Here is a 21,592-nt window from a genome sequence, read left to right on the forward strand (position 1 = left end):
GGTGAGACCCCGCAGACGCGCAGCGTCGAGGAGGCTCACCGCCCGCCCCGCGGAAAGAGAGCAGCCTGGAGCGGAAATCAACGGACAGCATTGATAAAAGAAACACTACAATAATAAATTTTAATAGGAGAGGGAGATAAAACATGGCAAAAATGTACTATAACGGAGATGCAAATGCAGCTTATTTAAACGGAAAGAAAGTAGCGGTTATCGGATATGGTTCTCAGGGACATGCGCATGCGTTAAACATGAGGGACAGCGGAGTTGAAGTTGTAATCGGCCTTAGAAAAGGGAAGTCTTGGGAAAAAGCAGAAGAAGACGGCTTCCAGGTATATTCGGTCGCTGAGGCTGCTGCACAGTCTGATGTAGTGATGATCTTATTGCCGGATGAACTCCAGCCAAAAGTATACAAGGAAGAAATTGAACCGAATCTATCAAGCCAGGCATTAATGTTTGCTCATGGATTTAATATTCATTTTAATCAGATCGTGCCTCCAAAAGAGTGTGATGTACTGCTTGTAGCACCTAAGGGACCAGGCCATTTGGTCAGAAGAACATATGAACAGGATGCAGGTGTCCCAGCACTGTTTGCAGTCCATCAGGACGTAACGGGAGAAGCGAAGGAACTGGCCCTTGCTTACGCTAAAGCCATTGGATCTCTTCGCGCAGGTGCATTAGAAACAACGTTTAAAGAAGAAACCGAGACAGATCTATTTGGCGAACAGGCAGTGCTATGCGGCGGGTTGACTTCTTTGGTGAAAGCAGGATTTGAAACTCTTACAGAAGCTGGGTATCAGCCGGAACTGGCATACTTTGAATGTCTCCATGAGCTAAAACTCATCGTTGACCTTATGTATGAAGGCGGTTTGGAAGGAATGCGCTATTCCATCTCAGATACTGCTCAATGGGGAGATTTTGTCAGCGGCCCGCGGGTAGTAGATGCAAGAGTGAAAGAAGAAATGAAGGCAGTTTTGAAAGATATCCAGGAAGGCAATTTTGCTAAAGGCTGGATTTTGGAAAACCAGGCAAATAGACCGGTATTCAATGCCGTAAATCAGAGAGAAAATGAGCATCCGATCGAGCAGGTTGGAAGAGAGCTTCGCAAGATGATGCCGTTTGTCAATAGCAGCAAGAAGAAAGAAGTGGTCGTAAGTGCGAACAATTAAGATATTTGACACAACCTTAAGAGATGGCGAACAATCGGCCGGTGTAAACCTTAACTTTTCCGAAAAGTTAGAAATTGCCAGACAGCTGGAGCGCTTGAATGTTGATATTATTGAAGCTGGTTTTCCTGCAGCGTCAAAAGGTGATTTTGCTTCTGTTCAGAAAATTGCCCAGACTATTAATAATTGCTCGGTCACAGGCCTGGCGAGAGCAGTTATCTCTGATATAGATGCCGCATGGGGAGCATTAAAGGACGGGGCTGAGCCAAGGATACATACATTCCTGGCAACCTCTCCGATTCACAGACAATATAAGTTAAAGAAAACGAAAGAAGAAGTGGTTGAAACAGCAGTTGAAACAGTTAAGTATGCTGCTTCAAAGTTCCCGATCGTCCAGTGGTCTGCGGAGGATGCTACCAGGACGGAATTGCCTTTTCTTGCTGAAATAATTGAAAAGGTCATCCAGGCTGGGGCGACGATCATTAATATACCGGATACTGTGGGATACACAACACCGCAGGAATATGGAGAGATTTTTCAATATTTAAGAAATCATGTTCCTTCTATTGATAAAGTATCCTTATCAGCTCATTGCCATGATGACTTGGGAATGGCCATAGCTAATTCCCTTTCAGCTATAGAAAATGGAGCAACACAGATTGAGGGCACTATCAACGGGATTGGTGAAAGAGCAGGAAATGCGGCATTGGAGGAACTGGCGGTAGCCCTTTACATCCGAAATAATCATTATCAGGCTTCCACCCGTCTGAATCTTCAGGAAATCAGCAGAACGAGCAGCCTGATCAGCAAGCTGACAGGCATGGTGGTACCAGCCAATAAAGCGATTGTCGGAAGAAATGCTTTTGCACATGAATCAGGAATACACCAGGATGGGGTACTGAAGGAAAAAACAACTTATGAAATTATTTCCCCTGATCTAGTCGGATTCCAATCCAATTCCATGGTGCTTGGAAAACACTCTGGACGCCATGCCTTTAAAAATCGTCTGAGTGAACTGGGGCTTGAAGTAGCAGATGAAGAAGCAAACCGGCTATTCACAGTTTTCAAGGATTTGGCTGACCGCAAAAAAGAGATGACAGACGATGACCTTGCAGCCATTGTACTTGAAGAGAAGCTCTCCAAGGAACAACGATTCTATGATTTGATCGGAATCCAAATTCAATATGGCACGAACTCTGTTCCAACGGCAACTGTTACTCTGTCAGGATCAAATAACGAAGTGATCCAGGAAGCCGGTACTGGAGCAGGAAGCATAGAAGCTCTGTATAACACATTGGAAAAATGCTTGAATGGAACAGCTAACCTTCTTGATTACCGCATTCAATCCGTAGGGGCAGGTAGAGACGCTTTAGCTCAGGTTTATGTAAAGCTGAACTACGAAGGAGTGGAAACCAGCGGCCGCGGATTGGCTCAGGATGTGCTCGAAGCTTCCTCAAAGGCTTACTTGAACGCTGTTAATAGAGTGATATATATGAAAGAAAAAGCACAGGCGCAAGCGGTAGAGGCGAATTAATAGAAGCTCCTGTTCCTCCCCGCGGGTTTGCTATAGTGCCCCGTGCTGAAATCAATAACCAAAACAATAATCTATAAGAATAAACAAAAAAACAGACGGAGGGATTAAAAATGAAAAAACGTATCGCAGTACTTCCAGGAGATGGGATCGGCAAAGAAGTGGTGAAGGGAGCAATTGAAGTCCTGCAGGCCGTTGGAGAACGGTTCGGACATCAATTCCAATTTTCATATGGCAAAATTGGCGGTTCTGCTATTGATGCAGCCGGAACTCCACTGCCTGATGAAACGCTGGAGCTTTGCAAAGAAAGCGATGCGGTCATGCTGGGAGCGGTTGGAGGGCCTAAATGGGACCGGCAGCCTCCCCACCTTCGTCCTGAAAAGGGTCTCTTGAAGATCCGAAAGGAATTGAATCTCTATGCAAATCTGCGGCCAACTCAATATTATTCCAGCCTTTCTGATACTTCTCCATTAAAAAATGAAGTAATTGAAGGTGTGGATATGCTGATGGTCAGAGAATTAACTGGCGGCCTGTATTTCGGAAAGCCAAGCGAGAGGACCCAGCAAAACGGAAAAGATGCTGTGGTAGATACATTGTTTTATCAAAAGAAGAAATGCGGCGAGTCATTAAACTGGCCTTTGAACTTGCCGGAAGCCGCCGTGGCAAGGTGACTTCTGTTGACAAGGCAAATGTTCTGGAATCAAGCCGAATGTGGAGAGAGGTAGCGGAGGAAATTGCAAAGCAATATCCGGAAGTGGCATTGGAGCATATGCTTGTTGACAATGCAGCGATGCAAATGATTAAAAATCCGAAGCAATTCGATGTTGTAGTAACGGAAAATATGTTTGGTGATATTTTGAGCGATGAAGCTTCTGTATTGACTGGCTCTTTAGGGATGCTTCCTTCTGCCAGTATCTCGGAAAATGGGCCATATTTATACGAACCAATCCATGGTTCAGCACCGGATATTCAAGGGAAGAATGCAGCCAATCCTATTGCCATGATTTTATCAGCAGCGATGATGCTTCGATTATCTTTCGGAATGGAAGAGGAAGCTGAAGCGGTTGAAAATGCTGTTAATCAAGTACTTGAAGCTGGCTATCGTACAAGAGATATTGTTTCATTTGGAAAAAAGGTGGTAACTACTTCTGAAATGATTGAAGAGGTGAAGGCTACCCTTTTGGATAACGAAGCAATTCTAAATATCATGGGGGCTTATGCATAAAGCTGAAATGATGGCTGGACACAGTTTCAGCTGATTTTAAAAATGAGACACGGCCTTCATCGGCCGTGTTTCTTTTAAAAGGGAGTGGAACAGAATGGGAAAATCAATAATAGATAAGATTTGGGAAAAGCATGTAGTCCACAGGGAAGAGGGGAAGCCGGATTTGATGTACATAGACCTCCACTTAGTGCACGAGGTTACATCCCCTCAGGCTTTTTCAGGTTTAAGAATGAAAAACAGAAAAGTCAGAAGGCCTGATAAAACGTTTGCTACAGTTGACCATAATATTCCTACTGATAACCGAAAAGTCATCAATGACCCTGTTGCACTGAACCAAATGACTACTTTGGAAAAAAACTGTCTGGAATTCGGCATCCCTCTTGCAGGCCTGGATAGTCCTGAACAGGGGATAGTCCATGTTATCGGGCCGGAGCTGGGGCTTACTCAGCCAGGCATGACAATTGTTTGCGGTGACAGCCATACATCGACTCATGGTGCTTTTGGATCAATAGCATTTGGCATTGGAACAAGTGAAGTGGAGCATGTCATGGCTACCCAGACTTTATGGCAAAGCAAGCCTAAAACATTAAAACTGGAGATAAATGGCGAGTTGAAAAAAGGGGTTACCGCTAAAGATGTCATACTTTATATTATTGCCAAAAACGGAATTGGCTTTGGTACGGGCCATATTATTGAATATTGCGGGGATGCCATTGCGAAAATGTCAATGGAAGAAAGAATGACGATTTGTAATATGTCCATTGAAGGAGGAGCAAGGGCAGGGCTTGTCAGTCCTGATGGAACGACGTTTGCGTATCTGCAAGGACGGAAGTATGCACCAAAAGGAGCTGAATTTGCGCAGGCGGTAGAGAATTGGAAAGAGCTTGTATCCGATCCTGATGCGGCATACGATAAAACCATTCAAATTGATGCAGCAGATATTGCGCCAATGGTCAGCTGGGGGACAAATCCTTCTATGACTTCCAAAGTGAATGAACAGCTTCCAAAACTTGAGGAATGCAAAAACGAGCTTGAACAAAAATCACTTTCTAGAGCTTTAGATTATATGGGGCTGCAGGAAGGGCAGAAAATTGAAGACATTCAGATTCAGCATGTATTCATCGGGTCCTGTACAAATTCCCGGCTGGAAGACTTAAAACAGGCCGCGGAAATAATTAGAGGGAAGAAAGTTCATCCTCAAGTCCGTGCACTTGTTGTTCCGGGGTCACAGCAGGTCAAAAAGCAGGCGGAGGCTGAAGGACTGGATCTTATCTTTAAGCAGGCTGGTTTTGAATGGAGGGAATCAGGCTGCAGCATGTGTTTGAGCATGAATAATGATATTGTGCCAAGCGGCGAGCATTGTGCATCAACATCAAACCGAAATTTTGAAGGACGCCAGGGATCAGGGGCCAGAACACATCTTGTCAGTCCATTAATGGCGGCTGCGGCAGCTTTGTACGGACATTTTGTGGACGTAGGTGCTTTGCTTAGCGCAGAAACAGTTCAATAAAAAGGAGGAGAACAAAATGAGCGGATTTAAAACACTGCAAGGGAAAGCTGCTGCTTTAGATAGAGCAAATGTGGATACTGATCAGATTATCCCCAAGCAATTTCTTAAGAGAATTGAAAAAACGGGGTTTGGACAGTATCTGTTCTATGACTGGAGATTTACAAAAGATGGTTTGCCTAATCCTGAGTTTGAGTTGAATAAGGAAGAAAACCAGGGTGCCCCTATCCTCATTGCAAATGAAAACTTCGGCTGCGGTTCTTCGAGGGAGCATGCACCATGGGCTTTAGGAGATTATGGCTTTAAAGTCATCATTGCCCCTTCATTTGCTGATATTTTTCATCAAAATTGCTTAAAAAATGGACTTTTGCCAATCACTCTTCCGGCTGAAACAGTCGAATATCTGCTCAAGCGTGCTAAAAGCCAGCCATACGAATTAAAGGTTGATTTGCAGAATCAAGTAATTGAAGATGAACATAGTTTTTCAGCATCATTCTCTATTAATGATTACTGGAAAAAAATGCTGATTAATGGATGGGATGAAATAGAGATTACCCTTCAATTAGAAAAAAGCATTTCAAATTTTGAAGAAAAAAGTTAGCGGTACAGTAGGAATATATGAAAGATTCATGGCGGGAAACCATGAATCTTTTTGTTTTTCTGCTGATTCATGCTACACTATCTTCAAAAATATAAGTTGAGGCGGTACTAGCATGGGAAAGCGGGAACGGAAAAATCAAAACAATAAAATCATTCTATTTCCCGGCCTTGAGAAAAGACTGCTGGAAAAGGGGCTTGAGTCCTTTCAGCAGAAAAGGTATCAGGAATCGATCCTGTTCTTTGAAGAAGCAATGGAGATGGAGCCTGAGAATACCGATGTACATATCGGGCTTGTTCTGGCATATTATGAAGCGGGAGAGTTGGAAAAAGCGAAAGAACTGGCTAATAAAATGCTCCAAACAGGCATTGGGGATTACATACAGGTAATGGATCTTTATTTAATGATCCTTGTGCAGCTGCACCAATACAGCGAGATTGCAGCAATGATTGAAGTTCTCCTTGAAGAGAGGGAGATCCCGAAGGAGAAGTTTGAGCATTTCAGCAGAATGCTTGAGTTCAGCAGAAAGATGGCGGCTTCACCGTCTGAAGCCGAGATTGAAGCACCTGAAATGGAGGAATTCAAGAACAGGAAGTTAAATCTGTTCTCCTACCAGGATCAGCATGACCAAGTGCAGATCGCTGCACAGCTGGCAGAGCATAATATCAGGCCATATATAGAAGATATTAAAGCATATCTTGAAGCGCATGACGGTAATCCTTTCTTTAAAACGATGCTGTTAAATGTGCTTACCGAGCATGGTTATGATAAATATGTACCGATTCGGAAATTTAATAAGAGTGTACGAGTTATTCCTGCTGATCTCCCCCGGTACATCAGCAGCCGATGCTGTTAAAAATAGTCAATAAACTGGAGATTCAGCTCGAGCAGGAAGATCCGGTATTATATGAAAATACAAAAAGCCTTGCAGAAAGGCACTTTTTCCTGCTATATCCGCTTGAGGCTTCACCGGATAACGCTGCGTCCTGGGCGGCGGCATACCATATGCTTTCATATGAGTACCATGGCTTAACCAGTTCTTTCAGCAAACTGGGAGATATTTATGAAGCTCCTGAAGAGGAAATTGAACAGGCTCTTGCCTTTATAAGAAAGATAGAAGAAATTTCTTATCCCAATATTTAGCCTTCAATGTTGAAAGACAGGGAGTGTATGTTATAATATAATGGTTGTATTATGTGTATATATACATTTTTATTAAATGGATATGGCTTGAAAAACAAGAGATATTCATAACATTCTGTGTTGAATGAAATGATAATAGATTTTTGGAGGGAAATGATTGTATGTCTGCTAAATTTGAAAAGTTAGAAGGGAACCGCGGGGTTCTTACAATTGAAGTAGATGCAGAGAAAGTGAATGAAGGCTTAGACGCTGCATTTAAAAAAGTAGTTAAGCAAGTAAACGTACCAGGATTCCGTAAAGGAAAAATGCCTCGCGGAATGTTTGAAAAGCGTTTCGGAGTTGAATCTTTATACCAGGATGCAGTAGATTATCTTCTTCCAGAAGCTTATGCTAATGCAATTGATGAAACAGGCATTGAGCCGGTAGATCGTCCTGAAATCGATGTTGAGCAAATCGAACAAGGAAAAAACCTTATCTTCAAAGCTACAGTTACTGTTAAGCCTGAAGTAAAGCTTGGCGAATACAAAGGCCTTGAAGTCAAGCCACTTGAAACAAACGTTACAGATGAAGATGTTAACAGCGAGCTAACTTCACTTCAGGAAAGACAAGCTGAACTTGCCGTTAAAGAAGAAGGAAAAGCTGAAACTGGCGATACAGTTGTTATGGACTTTGAAGGATTCGTTGATGGCGAAGCTTTCGAAGGCGGAAAAGCTGAGAATTACTCACTTGAACTTGGTTCAGGACAGTTCATCCCTGGCTTTGAAGACCAATTGACTGGAACCGCGGCTGGAGAATCCAAGGAAGTTGAAGTTACTTTCCCAGAGGAATACCATGCTGCCGAGCTAGCTGGAAAGCCTGCAACATTCAAAGTAACTGTACATGAAATCAAAACAAAACAGCTTCCTGAGCTTGATGATGAGTTTGCTAAAGATGCAGACGAAGAAGTTGAAACTTTGGATGCATTAAAAGAAAAAATCAAAACTCGCTTAGAAGAAAGCAAGAAGCATGAAGCTGAGCACCATGTCCGTGATACTGTTGTTGAAGCAGCAGCAGCTAATGCTGAAATGGAAATTCCAGCAGCAATGGTTGACACAGAAGTTAACCGCATGATGCAGGAGTTCGAACAGCGTCTGCAAATGCAAGGCATGAACCTTGAACTATACTTCCAGTTCTCCGGACAGGATGAAGCTGCACTGCGCGAGCAAATGAAAGAGGAAGCTGAAAAGCGCGTACGCGTTAACCTGACTCTTGAAGCAATCGCAAAAGCAGAAAACATCGAAGTAAGTGATGAAGAAGTTACAGAAGAACTTAACAAAATGGCAGAAATGTACAACATGTCTGCTGACCAGATCACACAAGCTCTTGGAAGCCTTGAAGGCCTAAAAGCAGATCTTCAAATTAAAAAAGCAGTAGATTTCCTTGTGGAAAATAGTAAAACTGTTGCATAATAAAAGAAAAGCGGAGTCGGAGCTAGACAGTGGTCTAACTTCGAAAGCAGAAATTTTCTCCCTTTTAATAAGAAACAAGGCGCGAGTTTATCGTGCCTTGTTTTATACCATCAAGACAATACATAATTAAAATCTCCCTTGTATCTTTTGCCTGGTGAAAGTTTTACGGCATATTGAACATGGACAGGAATACAAATACATATATAGATAATTTAATTATCGGTCCAAGGGGCCGACTTAATTTAGCCATTTTTGGTTAAGCTTATGAAAGTACATATAATATTCAGCCTGTTTTTTCTTTGCGAAATCCCATCACATGCATGCATACATAATTGAAATGTTTTAAGAGTTATCATTTCCTGTCCACTGTAAAAATGTGTTACAATGCAATACATAACTGCTGAAGGTTTTGATTTTTAAGAAAGTGTGAATTATTAAAGAGGGCATGTTTGCACGTATATTTCAAAGAGCCCGCCATAATTCCCAACCTTTCTATGGCTGAATAAAGAACTATTTGCATGTGATCTCGCAAGCTTAATATATCGTTTTGAAGTTTTTTCAAGGGGTGAAGGATTTGTTTAAATTTAATGATGAAAAAGGGCAATTGAAATGTTCTTTCTGTGGCAAGACACAGGATCAGGTCCGCAAACTTGTTGCTGGGCCAGGAGTATATATATGTGATGAATGCATTGAACTTTGCACTGAAATTGTGGAGGAAGAGCTGGGTACAGAAGAAGAAGTGGAATTCAAAGATGTGCCAAAGCCAGCTGAAATCCGCGATATTCTGGATGAGTACGTAATTGGCCAGGATCAGGCGAAAAAATCGTTATCTGTTGCGGTATATAATCACTATAAGCGCATCAATTCCAACAGCAAGATAGATGAAGTTGAACTATCAAAAAGTAATATTGCCATGATCGGTCCGACTGGTAGCGGTAAAACCTTGCTTGCTCAGACATTGGCCCGTATTCTTAATGTTCCGTTTGCAATTGCAGACGCAACATCATTGACTGAAGCCGGATATGTCGGGGAAGATGTTGAAAATATTCTCCTAAAGCTTATTCAGGCAGCAGATTATGATGTGGAAAAGGCAGAAAAAGGAATCATTTATATTGATGAGATTGATAAAGTTGCACGTAAGTCAGAAAATCCATCAATTACTCGTGATGTATCGGGTGAAGGTGTGCAGCAGGCTCTATTGAAAATTCTGGAGGGAACAGTTGCGAGCGTACCGCCACAAGGCGGCCGCAAACATCCTCATCAGGAATTTATCCAGATTGACACGACCAATATCCTGTTTATTTGCGGCGGTGCATTTGATGGCATTGAGCAAATTATTAAACGCCGCTTAGGCCAGAAGGTAATTGGCTTTGGATCCGACCAGAATCAAAAAGAAATCGAGCCAAAGGATCTTCTTGCAAAAGTGCTTCCTGAAGACCTGCTGAAATTCGGTTTAATCCCTGAATTTATTGGACGTCTTCCAGTTATTGCAAGCCTTTCCCAGCTTGATGAAGCTGCATTGATTGAGATTTTAACTAAACCTAAAAATGCACTTGTCAAACAATACCAGAAAATGCTTGAACTTGATGATGTTGAGCTTGATTTTGAAGAAGGCGCACTTGAAGAAATTGCTAAAAAAGCAATTGAAAGAAAAACAGGTGCCCGAGGACTGCGCTCCATTATTGAAGGAATCATGCTGGATGTAATGTTTGATCTTCCATCACGCGAAGATATTAAAAAATGCATTATTACGAAAGAAACGGTTATTGATAATGGTTCGCCAAAACTTGTTTTGGAGGACGGAACAGTCGTAGAAGAAGAGCGTAAGACGTCAGCATAATAAAAAGTGGCCAGCCTTGAGGCATGGCCATTTTTTATGCTCTTAAATATTTATTCTTGATGCCCCCAAGGATGGGGTCATGCGGACATTGCCACAGGACAAGGAAAGCTGTGGTAACGATACATCGCAGGACCGAAAGCGGCACTTTAATCTGTGTTCCTTCGTGAGCAAGACGCTTCCGCTTTCCATGCTTACTTTTAAATGAATTCCTTGTTTATTCCAACTCAGTCAGGGAGATACTAGCATTATCAACGAGAACAAATAATGCAGGAGGGAACACAATGAGTTGGACGGGGATCGCTTTATTTATCCAATTGTTTTTTGGAATTGTCATTGGGCTTTACTTTTGGAATTTGCTTAGGAGCCAGCGGACACAAAAGGTTTCTATCGACCGTGAATCAAGGAAGGAAATGGATGTATTGAAAAAGATGCGTTCCATTTCATTAACTGAACCTTTATCAGAAAAAGTTCGTCCAGCCAGTTTTGCAGACATTGTAGGGCAGGAGGATGGAATTAAATCTCTGAAAGCGGCATTGTGCGGACCCAATCCTCAACATGTAATTATTTATGGTCCTCCCGGCGTGGGAAAAACGGCTGCTGCCAGATTGGTACTGGAAGAGGCCAAGAAAAATGCAAAGTCCCCTTTTGAAGCAGCTTCTGTTTTTATAGAACTGGATGCTACTACGGCGAGATTCGATGAGAGGGGTATTGCAGATCCTCTAATAGGTTCTGTTCATGATCCAATTTATCAGGGAGCCGGGGCAATGGGCCAGGCGGGAATCCCGCAGCCTAAACAGGGGGCTGTTACAAATGCACATGGTGGGGTGCTTTTTATTGACGAAATCGGTGAGCTTCACCCCATTCAGATGAACAAGCTTCTGAAAGTGCTTGAAGACCGGAAAGTATTTCTGGAGAGTGCTTATTATAATGAAGAAAATACTCAAATACCAACCCATATTCATGATATCTTTAAAAATGGCCTGCCGGCGGACTTTCGCCTGATTGGAGCAACTACCAGGACCCCGAATGAAATACCGCCTGCCATTCGTTCCAGATGCATGGAGGTATTTTTCAGAGAGTTAGCTGAAGAAGAGATTTCAGCTGTAGCCAAAAAGGCTTCGGAAAAGGTCAATCTCACTATTAGTGAAAATGCTCTAGGCATTCTCGCCAATTATGCAAGAAATGGACGAGAAGCGGTTAATATGATTCAAATTTCTGCAGGGTTAGCGATTACTGAAGATCGTGATTACATAAAAGATGAAGATATTGAATGGGTTGTGCAATCGAGTCAGCTTTCACCGAGAATGGAAAGGAAAATCAATTCTCATTCTGCTGTTGGTCTTGTAAATGGTCTGGCCGTATATGGACCGAACACAGGTGCTTTGCTTGACATTGAAGTTACTGTGATTCCTGCAAAAGAAAAGGGCAGTATTAATATAACAGGCATAGTAGAAGAAGAAAGCATTGGCGGCCAAGGAAAGTCAATCCGCAGAAAAAGTATGGCCAAGGGTTCAATTGAAAATGTTATTACTGTTTTGAGATCAATGGGCGTACCGGCTGACGAATATGATATTCATGTCAACTTCCCCGGCGGAGTTCCAATTGACGGCCCTTCTGCGGGCATTGCCATGGCAACAGGGATTTATTCTGCCATTTATAAACGGCCAGTGGACAATACGGTAGCCATGACCGGGGAAATCAGCATTCACGGGTATGTCAAGCCAATTGGAGGCGTATATCCAAAGGTGAAGGCTGCTAAAAAAGCAGGAGCACAGACAGTTATTATCCCAAAAGAAAATATGCAATCCATCTTAAAGGAGATAACAGGCATTAAGATTATCCCTGTAACCCATTTGAATGAAGTATTTGATGCAGCGCTGCATAAAGAGTATCTCAAAGAGCAAGCCATAACCGCTTCAATCGAATTAAAGAAAAAAGAGAGCATATGATGTGTGGCCCAGTAACCCATTCAGGGTTTGTCAGTTATTGAAAACTCGCTGTACAAACGCCTCCCGCTAATCGCGGTCAGAAACTTCGGTTTGCAGTTTAGGCTACAAACCGAAGTTTTATTTGCGTAAAGAAGGATAAAGTGTAATTATAAATGAATATCTTTTTAATACAGGCTTTCAGCAATTTCTCTTTAATAGACACTGCTATTTAAATACGATAGAATTGTACAAAGAAATTATTAGCAATAATGGGGTTAAAAAGATGCATTTTGGAGGTGCAAAGGAATGGCGAAAAAGAAAGAAATCATCGTCCCCCTCCTGCCGCTTCGAGGCTTGCTTGTTTATCCGACCATGGTTCTGCATTTGGATGTAGGCCGTGAGAAATCGGTTCAGGCCCTTGAAAAAGCAATGGTAGATGACCATTTAATTTTCTTAACAACACAAAAGGATATATCTATAGATGAACCATCAGAAGATGATCTATATAGAATGGGTACGCTAACACGTGTAAAGCAGATGCTCAAGCTTCCAAACGGTACCATCCGAGTTCTTGTTGAAGGGCTTAAGAGAGCGGAAATTATTGATTTTCAGGATGAAGCCGAACATTATTCTGTTAGTGTAAAGGTTTTTGAGGATCCTGAGACTAAGGACGTAGAAGATCAGGCATTGATGAGGACCATGCTTGAATATTTTGAGCAATACATAAAGGTATCGAAGAAGATTTCAGCCGAAACGTACTCCTCTGTAGCAGATATAGAAGAGCCGGGGCGCATGGCAGATATCATTTCTTCCCATTTGCCTTTAAAGCTTAAAGAAAAACAGGAAATTCTTGAAACCATAGATGTAAAAGAGCGGATGAACCAGGTTATTGAAATCATCCATAATGAAAAAGAAGTTCTGAACCTTGAAAAAAAGATTGGCCAGCGTGTGAAAAAATCGATGGAGAGAACGCAAAAGGAATATTATTTGCGTGAACAGATGAAGGCAATCCAAAAAGAGCTGGGGGATAAGGAAGGCAAGACAGGAGAAATAGCTGAGCTGACGGAAAAGATTGAAAATGCCGGCATGCCTGAGCATGTCGAGCTGACAGCTTTAAAAGAACTGGACCGCTATGAAAAAGTTCCATCCAGTTCAGCTGAAAGTGCAGTTATCCGCAACTATATCGAATGGCTTGTCACATTGCCATGGTCAAAGGCAACAGATGATGACCTGGATATCCTGAAGGCGGAAAGAATTCTGAATGAAGACCATCATGGCCTGGAAAAAGTTAAGGAACGGGTTCTGGAATACCTTGCAGTGCAAAAGCTGACGAATTCCCTTAAAGGGCCGATTCTTTGTCTTGCAGGCCCTCCTGGTGTCGGCAAAACAAGCCTTGCCCGTTCTATCGCGACATCGCTTAACCGCAATTTTGTCCGTGTATCACTCGGCGGAGTTCGGGACGAGTCTGAGATTCGCGGACATAGAAGAACTTATGTAGGTGCAATGCCTGGCCGCATCATTCAGGGCATGAAAAAGGCAGGTACGATTAACCCTGTGTTCCTGCTTGATGAAATCGACAAAATGTCTTCTGACTTCCGCGGGGATCCTTCATCTGCGATGCTGGAGGTTTTAGACCCCGAGCAGAACCATAATTTTAGTGATCATTACATTGAAGAAACATATGATCTTTCAAAGGTCATGTTTATAGCCACAGCCAACAATCTCGGGACGATTCCTGGTCCGCTGCTGGACAGAATGGAAGTTATCACGATTGCAGGCTATACAGAGCAGGAAAAGATTCATATAGCAAAAGACCACCTGCTGCCTAAACAAATTAAAGAACATGGTCTTTCCAAATCTCAGCTTCAGATTCGTGAAGATGGCCTTCAGAAGGTAGTCCGCTATTATACTCGTGAGGCAGGAGTCCGGGGCTTGGAGCGTCAGCTGGCTACTATCTGCAGGAAAACGGCTAAAATTATCGTATCCGGCGAAAAGAAGAAAGTGATTGTGAATGGTAAAAATACTGAGGAGTTTCTTGGAAAGCCAAAATACCGCTACGGTCAGGCTGAGCTTGAAGACCAGGTTGGTGTTGCTACAGGGCTGGCCTATACAACAGTTGGCGGCGACACCCTTCAGATAGAAGTATCCCTCTCTCCTGGAAAAGGGAAGCTTGTTCTTACAGGTAAACTTGGGGATGTCATGAAAGAGTCTGCTCAAGCGGCATTCAGTTATGTTCGTTCTAAAGCAAAGGAACTGGGAATTGATGAGAATTTCCATGAAAAGCATGACATTCACATTCATGTTCCAGAAGGTGCAGTCCCAAAAGATGGTCCATCTGCAGGGATTACTATTACAACCGCACTGGTTTCTGCGCTGTCTGGAAAGCCAATCCGTAAAGAAGTGGGAATGACAGGGGAAATCACTTTAAGAGGCCGAGTGCTTCCTATTGGCGGTTTGAAAGAAAAGTCTTTGAGCGCCCATCGGGCAGGATTGACTAAGATCATCCTCCCTAAAGATAATGAAAAAGACATAGAAGATATCCCTGAAAGCATCAGGGAAGAGCTTGATTTTGTTTTGGTATCACATGTGGACGAAGTCTTAAAACATGCCCTGAATGGCGGTGTCGAAGCATGAAAGTAACCAGCTCAGAAATCGTCATCAGTGCTGTTAAGCCTGATCAATACCCTGAAAGTGAATTGCCGGAATTCGCCCTTGCCGGCCGTTCCAACGTCGGCAAATCTTCATTCATTAATAAAATGCTTAATCGAAGGGGACTTGCAAGAATATCCTCTAAACCGGGGAAGACACAAACCCTGAATTTTTACCTTATTAACGAAATTCTTCACTTTGTTGATGTTCCAGGCTATGGATATGCTAAGGTATCCAAAAAGGAACGTGAAGCTTGGGGAAAGATGATAGAAACATACTTAACCAGCAGAGAGCAGTTAAAAGCAGTTGTGCTGATAGTTGATTTGCGCCATCCCCCTTCAAGTGACGATGTCATGATGTACGACTTTTTAAAGCATTATGATATTCCCTGTGTAGTGATTGCTACAAAAGCGGATAAAATACCTAAGTCCAAGTGGCAAAAACATATGAAAATCACGAAAGAAACCTTGGATATCGATCCGAATGATCAGATCATTATGTTTTCCTCCGAAACGGGTTATGGAAAAGACAAGGCCTGGTCTGCATTGAAAAGCTTTATGTAATTCAAAAAATCCCGCTGCATTGTGCAGCGGGATTTTTTGTGATTTCTCCATTTGGGTCTTTCGTCATAGAGAAGCTTTCAGTGCGATATTTTGCAGGGTGAAAGAATGGGATAATATGGATAATATTTTTGTCGAAGGGTGAGGAATCTGCAGAATACTGGAGGATAAGGAGTCATGTTGGAGTTCAAAGAGGGTAAGTTAATGAGAACAGCTTAAATTCTGTAATATCATTAATTATCATAAAATATGAATTTTGAGAATATTTTAAAATCATGATAGAGTTAAAGGGCATTTATAAAAGAGAGATACTGAAGGGGGAATTTAGACTAGTGAGACATTGGTTAAAAGGAATTATAGCAGCTGCTTTTGTATTGGTCCTGGCGGCATGCGGCGGATCAGAGGAAGCGTCTAAAAGCGGAATGGATCTAGTAAACGATGACAAATTTACGTATGCAGCTTCAGGAGAGTTCAAACCTTTTAGTTATACAAATGATGATGGAAGCATGAGCGGATTTGATATTGATGTGGCCGAAGCTGTAGCAAAAGAACTCGGGCTTGAGCCGGTTCAGAATAAATTTAAGTTTGGCGGTATTGTCGAAGGTGTGAAATCCGGCCGTTTTGATGCAGCGGTAGCCAGCCATACCATTACGGAAGAACGTTTGAAGGCAGTCAATTTTTCGACGCCATATTACTATTCTGGCCCGCAAATTTATGTGCGTCCAGACAGCAGCGTTGAAACGCTTGCTGACCTCAAAGGCATGGAAATAGCAGTATCGAAGGGTTCTACATATACTTCAAATGCAGAGGAGGCTACAGATAATATCCAGTTCTATGATAGTGATGTTGTAGCCCTGGAGGCCTTGAGCAAGGGAAAACATGATGCGGTCATCACAGACTTTGTAACAGGTAAAGAAGCGATTGGCGCCGGAATGAAAATCGAAGGCAAAGAGCTGCTGGGCCGCAGTGAGCAGGCAATTGCTGTTGCAAAGGATAATAAAGAGCTGCTCGAAAAAGTGAATGAAGCTCTTGAAACACTTCGAGAGAATGGAACACTCACAGAAATCAGCAAAAAATATATCGGTGAAGATATAACAGTTGATCCTGAGAAGGAATAACATTGCGGGCGGATGTGTGTCAAACATTCGCCTGTTTTGTTTTTTACACAAACTGAAATAGCCAACTGAAGGGGGATTTTTGTGGATTTGCTTACAAAGTTTATGGATACATATCCCGTATTTTTAAAGGGAATGCTCTTAACCTTTCAATTAACCATTGTAGCGGTGTTTATTGCTATTTTTATAGGATTGTTTTTTGCCTTTTTAAAGATTTCGAGAATTAAAGTTCTGGAATGGATTGCGGACATCTATATTTTCCTTGTAAGGGGAACGCCGCTTGTTGTTCAGATTTTCATCTTCTATTTCGGTTTGACAGCATTGGATATTTCACAGTTTTGGTCAGTTGTCCTTGGACTTGCTTTTCACAATGGTGCCTATATAGCCGAAATTTTCAGGGGCTCCATTCAATCCATCGACAAAGGACAAATGGAAGCAGGGCGTTCGCTGGGTATGACTGCTGGCCTTGCAATGAGAAGGATCATTCTGCCTCAGGCTTTCCGCCGGGCTATGCCGCCTCTTGGCAATCAATTTATCATTGCTTTGAAGGATTCATCACTTGCTTCCTTTATCGGCATGTACGAGCTCTTTAATGTGGCCACGACTTACGGTTCCAATGAATATGACTACATGAGTTATCTGCTGATCGTAGCTGTTTACTATTTAGTACTTGTACTTATTTTCTCTATCCTTGTAAATATGATTGAGAAAAGAATGGCAAGCAGTGATTAAGGGGGAATGAAGGCATGAGTGAATCGTATATGATTAAGGTGGAAAAATTGAACAAATCATTCGGGGATCTGCACGTACTAAAGGACATTGACATAACAGTAAAAGAAAGTGATGTTGTTTGCCTGATCGGTGCAAGCGGGTCCGGTAAAAGCACACTTCTCCGCTGCTTGAACTTTCTAGAATTAAAGGACAGCGGCAATATCATTTTTGAGGGCGAAAAGGTTGAAAAAGAAACACATGATCTAAATAAAGTAAGAGAAAAAGTAGGAATGGTTTTTCAGCATTTCCATTTATTTCCTCATATGACTGTTCTCGAAAATGTGATGGAAGCACCATTACATGTGAAAAGGCTTCCAAAGGATCAAGTAAAAAAAGATGCCCAGGACCTATTAAAAAAAGTAGGGCTTTCTGACAAGGAGAATGTATATCCATCAAAACTTTCGGGCGGACAAAAACAGCGTGTAGCCATTGCAAGAGCGCTGGCAATGAAACCCGATATCATGCTTTTTGATGAGCCGACATCGGCACTTGATCCGGAGCTTGTAGGGGAAGTGCTTTCCACAATGAAAGAGCTCGCCCTTGAAGGGATGACAATGGTCGTTGTCACCCATGAAATGGGCTTTGCAAGAGAAGTAGCAGACTGGGCTGTCTATATGCATGACGGTAGAATTGTAGAAGTGGGGCATCCGGAGGATTTGTTTAACAATCCAAAAGAACAAAGAACCAAAAATTTTCTCGATTCAGTACTCTAACCAGTTTGAATATAAAAAGACAGGGAAAAGTTTACTATCCCTGTCTTTATTTTTTTGCCCCAGCGCCTGCCCCCTCGAGGTCATAAGCCTGTCTAGTTGCGGCTCCCAGGGACGAAAGACTAGCCAAACCCTTCCAGACGGAAAGAACACTTCCGGCAGGGCTCGTCTTATGCTTGTCATCCCTGTGCAGTTGCCTTCACATTTTCGGTTTGTCTAGTTGCGGCTCCTAGGAACTCGGGGTCATAAGCCGTTTCCTTCCGGCAGGAAAAACGCCTTCTTACAGGAACCGTCTTATGCCTGTCGTCCCTGGGCAGTCGCCTCCACATTTCAAGCAATCCTCCCCAAAAGGCAAAGAATGCCTTTCCGTGAGTCTCGTCTTGTGCTTGCAGGGGGTGAGCAGTAAGGGAAAGCTTCCTTGGATGTTCTTCGCAGGAACAGGCGCTTTTGGCTTGCTCCGAAGATGCTTACGCTTTTACTTTTTCTTCACTAATAAAAAATATAATCCAATTAGCATTAAAAGAATTGGCCATAGCTGCCAAACATCAGAAACACCATTTTCCAGGAGCCCCATCCACTCTGCAACCCTGTCATAAAAAAGAAGCAATGCGGCAAGAATTAAAAATAAGATGCCCTGGAACAATCCTGCCCCTGTTTTCTGATGACGAAGGAGGAAGCCGAGAGCAATTATCAGAATAAATGTTCCGATATGATCCGGCCAAATTTCCAGGCGGTTCACCACATGAAAGTGAAGGCCAAATCCTGTTAAAATGACACCTGGCAATATGGAATCATAATCCCTTGCTCCATATCCCTGAATTAAAAAGGCTGCTCCGACGATAATGAGAAGGGTCGGCCAGGAATAGAACGGCTGTAAGGCAGTAAATCCGCTCTGCTGAAGGAAAAAGTAGGCTCCAAATCCGAGTAAAATAATTCCTGGAAAAACACGCTGATTTTTCATAAAAAACACCACTTCCAATAAGGTATACTTGAATCCGGCAAGTTTTTTTGTTACTGTACATAAGGGAGTATTTGTCTATTTAAGGATACCTATGACCAGGCTCCTGTTTAAAAAATATAGTACCATATGTGTTCAATATCTGTTCACATTTAAGCATTAATTGAAAAAATAGAAATGATATAATTAATATTAATGAACAAGGCAATAATTCTGGGGGTGTCAATTTCAATGCATATCTTGGTCGTCGGTCTAAACTATAAAACTGCCCCTGTTGAAATCCGTGAACGTCTAACCTTTAATCCTTCACAATTGGGCGAGGCAATGAAGACATTAAATGACAAAAAAAGCATTTTAGAGAATGTCATTCTGTCTACATGCAATCGGACCGAAATTTATGCAGTTGTGGACCAGCTTCATACTGGCCGCTATTATATAAAGGAATTTTTGGCAGAACATTTCAAAATGGATCAGAGTGAATTTTCTCCATTCCTATTTATTTATGAAGAGGATGGGGCCATTGAGCATCTATTCAAGGTAGCATGCGGCCTTAACTCCATGATCCTTGGCGAAACACAGATTTTAGGACAGGTAAGGACAAGTTTTCTGGAGGCTCAATCAGAAAATACAACCGGAACAGTTTTTAACCACTTGTTTAAGCAGGCAGTAACGCTCGCTAAGCGGGCACACTCTGAAACGGAGATAGGGGCAAATGCAGTTTCTGTCAGTTATGCAGCAGTGGAACTGGCTAAGAAGATTTTCGGATCCCTCCAAAATAAACATGTTCTTATTTTAGGAGCCGGTAAAATGGGGGAGCTGGCAATCCAAAACCTTCATGCCAACGGAGCCAGTAAAGTAACAGTTATTAACCGTACATTCGAAAAAGCGCAGGATCTCGCAAGCCGCTATGCGGGCCAGGCAAAAACATTGCATGAGCTTCAATGTGCCCTTGTTGAAGCAGATATTTTAATTAGTTCTACTGGGGCAAAAGAGTTTGTTGTCACGAAGGAAATGATGGCTTACGCAGAAAAAATGCGCAAAGGCAAGCCTCTATTTATGGTGGATATTGCTGTCCCAAGAGATCTGGATCCGAAACTGGCTGATCTGGACAGCGTTTTCCTATATGATATTGATGATCTTGAAGGCATTGTTGAAGCAAACCTTCAGGAGCGTAAAAAGGCAGCCGAGAAGATTCAGCTTATGATTGAAGGGGATATTGTTGAATTCAAGCAATGGCTGAACTTGCTTGGTGTTGTTCCGGTAATTTCCGCTTTGCGTGAGAAAGCACTGGCTATACAGAGTGAAACCATGACAAGCATTGAAAGAAAGCTGCCGCATTTGAGTGATCGTGATAAAAAAGTGCTGAACAAGCATACAAAGAGCATCATCAATCAGCTATTAAAAGATCCTATTTTACAAGCTAAAGAAATGGCTGGACAGAAAGATTCGGAACAGGCATTAGACTTATTTGTAAAAATCTTTAATATAGAAGAACTTGTTTCAGATCAGCAGAACGTGCCCGCAGCAGCCAAACCAAAGCACGCATTCGCTCAATCACCGCAGACTTCCTTTCAATCATAAAAGGGGTCCTGTCCATGTCTGACATCTATATGACACGGCTGCACGAATTAACGGTGGTTCTGTATGCCCTATGTGTCTTATTATATTTTATTGATTTTCTTCATCATAACCGGAAGGCGAATAGGATTGCCTTCTGGTTACTTGCATTTGTATGGGTGCTTCAAACGGTGTTCCTGATACTTTATATGATTAATACAGGAAGGTTTCCTGTATTGACCATTTTTGAGGGCCTATACTTTTATGCCTGGGTGCTTATCACTCTTTCTTTGGGAATTAACAGGCTGCTCAGAGTCGATTTTATCGTCTTTTTTACAAATGTTCTCGGCTTTATCATAATGGCGATCCATACATTCGCACCTGTGCAGATTGATTCGGCTGTCAAAGCACAGCAGCTCATATCAGAACTTCTGCTGATTCATATAACGGTTGCAATCCTTTCATATGGAGCGTTCTCGCTATCCTTCGTTTTTTCATTGCTTTATCTGATTCAATACGATTTGCTGAAAAGGAAAAAATGGGGAACGAGGCTGCTCCGGATAACAGATTTGTCAAAGCTTGAACATATGTCGTATGTATTAAATGTAATCGGTGTACCTATGCTGATGATAAGTTTAATTTTAGGTATCCAGTGGGCCTACATTAAATTGCCCCATATGGTCTGGTATGACTCAAAGGTGATCGGTTCTTTCATTGTCCTTGCTTTATATAGTATTTATCTCTATATGAAAGTTGGAAAGGGCCTATATGGAAAATCTTTAGCCCTCTGGAATTTGGCATCATTTTTAATTGTATTAATCAACTTCTTTTTATTTGGTAAACTTTCATCTTTCCATTTTTGGTATTCATAGAAAAGCGGAGGCGACTG

General features: G+C 42.2%; 17 protein-coding genes and 1 pseudogene. 17 read left to right on the forward strand and 1 reads right to left on the reverse strand.

Annotated elements, in window-relative coordinates; all coding sequences use genetic code 11:
- Nucleotides 1-143: 143 nt before the first annotated feature.
- The 15 genes and pseudogenes from ilvC (at nt 144) to M5V91_RS27825 (ending at nt 18,191) form a co-directional block, all read left to right on the forward strand.
- Nucleotides 144-1,166, forward strand: coding sequence for a ketol-acid reductoisomerase (ilvC, locus tag M5V91_RS27755; RefSeq protein ID WP_009333174.1), 1,023 nt, complete (start codon nt 144-146; stop codon nt 1,164-1,166).
- The gene (locus M5V91_RS27760) at nt 1,153-2,697 is read left to right on the forward strand and encodes a 2-isopropylmalate synthase (RefSeq protein WP_009333173.1); all 1,545 of its coding nucleotides are present in this window, start codon (nt 1,153-1,155) and stop codon (nt 2,695-2,697) included. The genes ilvC and M5V91_RS27760 overlap by 14 nt, the downstream gene beginning before the upstream one ends.
- 110 nt (nt 2,698-2,807) lie before the next feature.
- Nucleotides 2,808-3,919: pseudogene (gene leuB, locus M5V91_RS27765) on the forward strand (3-isopropylmalate dehydrogenase).
- Between the two features lie 94 nt (nt 3,920-4,013).
- Nucleotides 4,014-5,429, forward strand: a complete 1,416-nt coding sequence (leuC, locus tag M5V91_RS27770) for a 3-isopropylmalate dehydratase large subunit (protein WP_009333171.1) — start codon at nt 4,014-4,016, stop codon at nt 5,427-5,429.
- 16 nt (nt 5,430-5,445) lie between these two features.
- Nucleotides 5,446-6,027, forward strand: coding sequence for a 3-isopropylmalate dehydratase small subunit (gene leuD / locus M5V91_RS27775; RefSeq protein WP_284521624.1), 582 nt, complete (start codon nt 5,446-5,448; stop codon nt 6,025-6,027).
- A 112-nt stretch (nt 6,028-6,139) separates the two neighbouring features.
- Nucleotides 6,140-6,880 (forward strand): tetratricopeptide repeat protein, encoded by a 741-nt coding sequence (locus M5V91_RS27780; protein ID WP_284521625.1) that lies wholly within the window; start codon nt 6,140-6,142, stop codon nt 6,878-6,880.
- Nucleotides 6,871-7,167, forward strand: a complete 297-nt coding sequence (locus tag M5V91_RS27785; protein WP_284521626.1) for a hypothetical protein — start codon at nt 6,871-6,873, stop codon at nt 7,165-7,167. Before M5V91_RS27780 ends, M5V91_RS27785 begins: the two co-directional genes overlap by 10 nt.
- 161 nt (nt 7,168-7,328) lie before the next feature.
- Nucleotides 7,329-8,615 (forward strand): trigger factor, encoded by a 1,287-nt coding sequence (gene tig, locus M5V91_RS27790; protein WP_009333168.1) that lies wholly within the window; start codon nt 7,329-7,331, stop codon nt 8,613-8,615.
- A gap of 574 nt (nt 8,616-9,189) precedes the next feature.
- Nucleotides 9,190-10,455 (forward strand): ATP-dependent protease ATP-binding subunit ClpX, encoded by a 1,266-nt coding sequence (gene clpX / locus M5V91_RS27795; RefSeq protein WP_009333167.1) that lies wholly within the window; start codon nt 9,190-9,192, stop codon nt 10,453-10,455.
- 281 nt (nt 10,456-10,736) lie between these two features.
- Nucleotides 10,737-12,404, forward strand: coding sequence for an ATP-dependent protease LonB (gene lonB, locus M5V91_RS27800; protein ID WP_251174733.1), 1,668 nt, complete (start codon nt 10,737-10,739; stop codon nt 12,402-12,404).
- A gap of 285 nt (nt 12,405-12,689) precedes the next feature.
- Nucleotides 12,690-15,017: an endopeptidase La gene (gene lon, locus M5V91_RS27805; protein ID WP_009333165.1), complete on the forward strand. Its 2,328-nt coding sequence runs from the start codon at nt 12,690-12,692 to the stop codon at nt 15,015-15,017.
- The gene (gene yihA, locus M5V91_RS27810; RefSeq protein ID WP_009333164.1) at nt 15,014-15,595 is read left to right on the forward strand and encodes a ribosome biogenesis GTP-binding protein YihA/YsxC; all 582 of its coding nucleotides are present in this window, start codon (nt 15,014-15,016) and stop codon (nt 15,593-15,595) included. The genes lon and yihA overlap by 4 nt, the downstream gene beginning before the upstream one ends.
- A gap of 329 nt (nt 15,596-15,924) precedes the next feature.
- Complete coding sequence (locus tag M5V91_RS27815; RefSeq protein ID WP_009333163.1) at nt 15,925-16,710, forward strand: transporter substrate-binding domain-containing protein; 786 nt, start codon at nt 15,925-15,927, stop codon at nt 16,708-16,710.
- Nucleotides 16,711-16,812: 102 nt separating this feature from the next.
- Entirely contained in the window at nt 16,813-17,439 is a 627-nt protein-coding gene (locus M5V91_RS27820) for an amino acid ABC transporter permease (RefSeq protein WP_175502145.1), read from the forward strand.
- Between the two features lie 14 nt (nt 17,440-17,453).
- Nucleotides 17,454-18,191 (forward strand): amino acid ABC transporter ATP-binding protein, encoded by a 738-nt coding sequence (locus tag M5V91_RS27825; RefSeq protein ID WP_284521627.1) that lies wholly within the window; start codon nt 17,454-17,456, stop codon nt 18,189-18,191.
- Between the two features lie 472 nt (nt 18,192-18,663).
- Here M5V91_RS27825 and M5V91_RS27830 read toward each other — a convergent pair whose 3' ends face one another.
- A complete protein-coding gene (locus M5V91_RS27830) occupies nt 18,664-19,149 on the reverse strand; it encodes a LiaI-LiaF-like domain-containing protein (protein ID WP_009333160.1) in 486 nt (161 codons plus the stop codon).
- A 228-nt stretch (nt 19,150-19,377) separates the two neighbouring features.
- On the opposite strand from M5V91_RS27830, the gene hemA reads away from it, so the two are divergent.
- Nucleotides 19,378-20,727 (forward strand): glutamyl-tRNA reductase, encoded by a 1,350-nt coding sequence (hemA, locus tag M5V91_RS27835; protein ID WP_009333158.1) that lies wholly within the window; start codon nt 19,378-19,380, stop codon nt 20,725-20,727.
- A 14-nt stretch (nt 20,728-20,741) separates the two neighbouring features.
- Entirely contained in the window at nt 20,742-21,575 is an 834-nt protein-coding gene (locus M5V91_RS27840) for a cytochrome c biogenesis protein (protein WP_009333156.1), read from the forward strand.
- Nucleotides 21,576-21,592: the final 17 nt, after the last annotated feature.

Source organism: Cytobacillus pseudoceanisediminis, assembly GCF_023516215.1.
Taxonomy (GTDB): domain Bacteria; phylum Bacillota; class Bacilli; order Bacillales; family Cytobacillaceae; genus Cytobacillus; species Cytobacillus pseudoceanisediminis.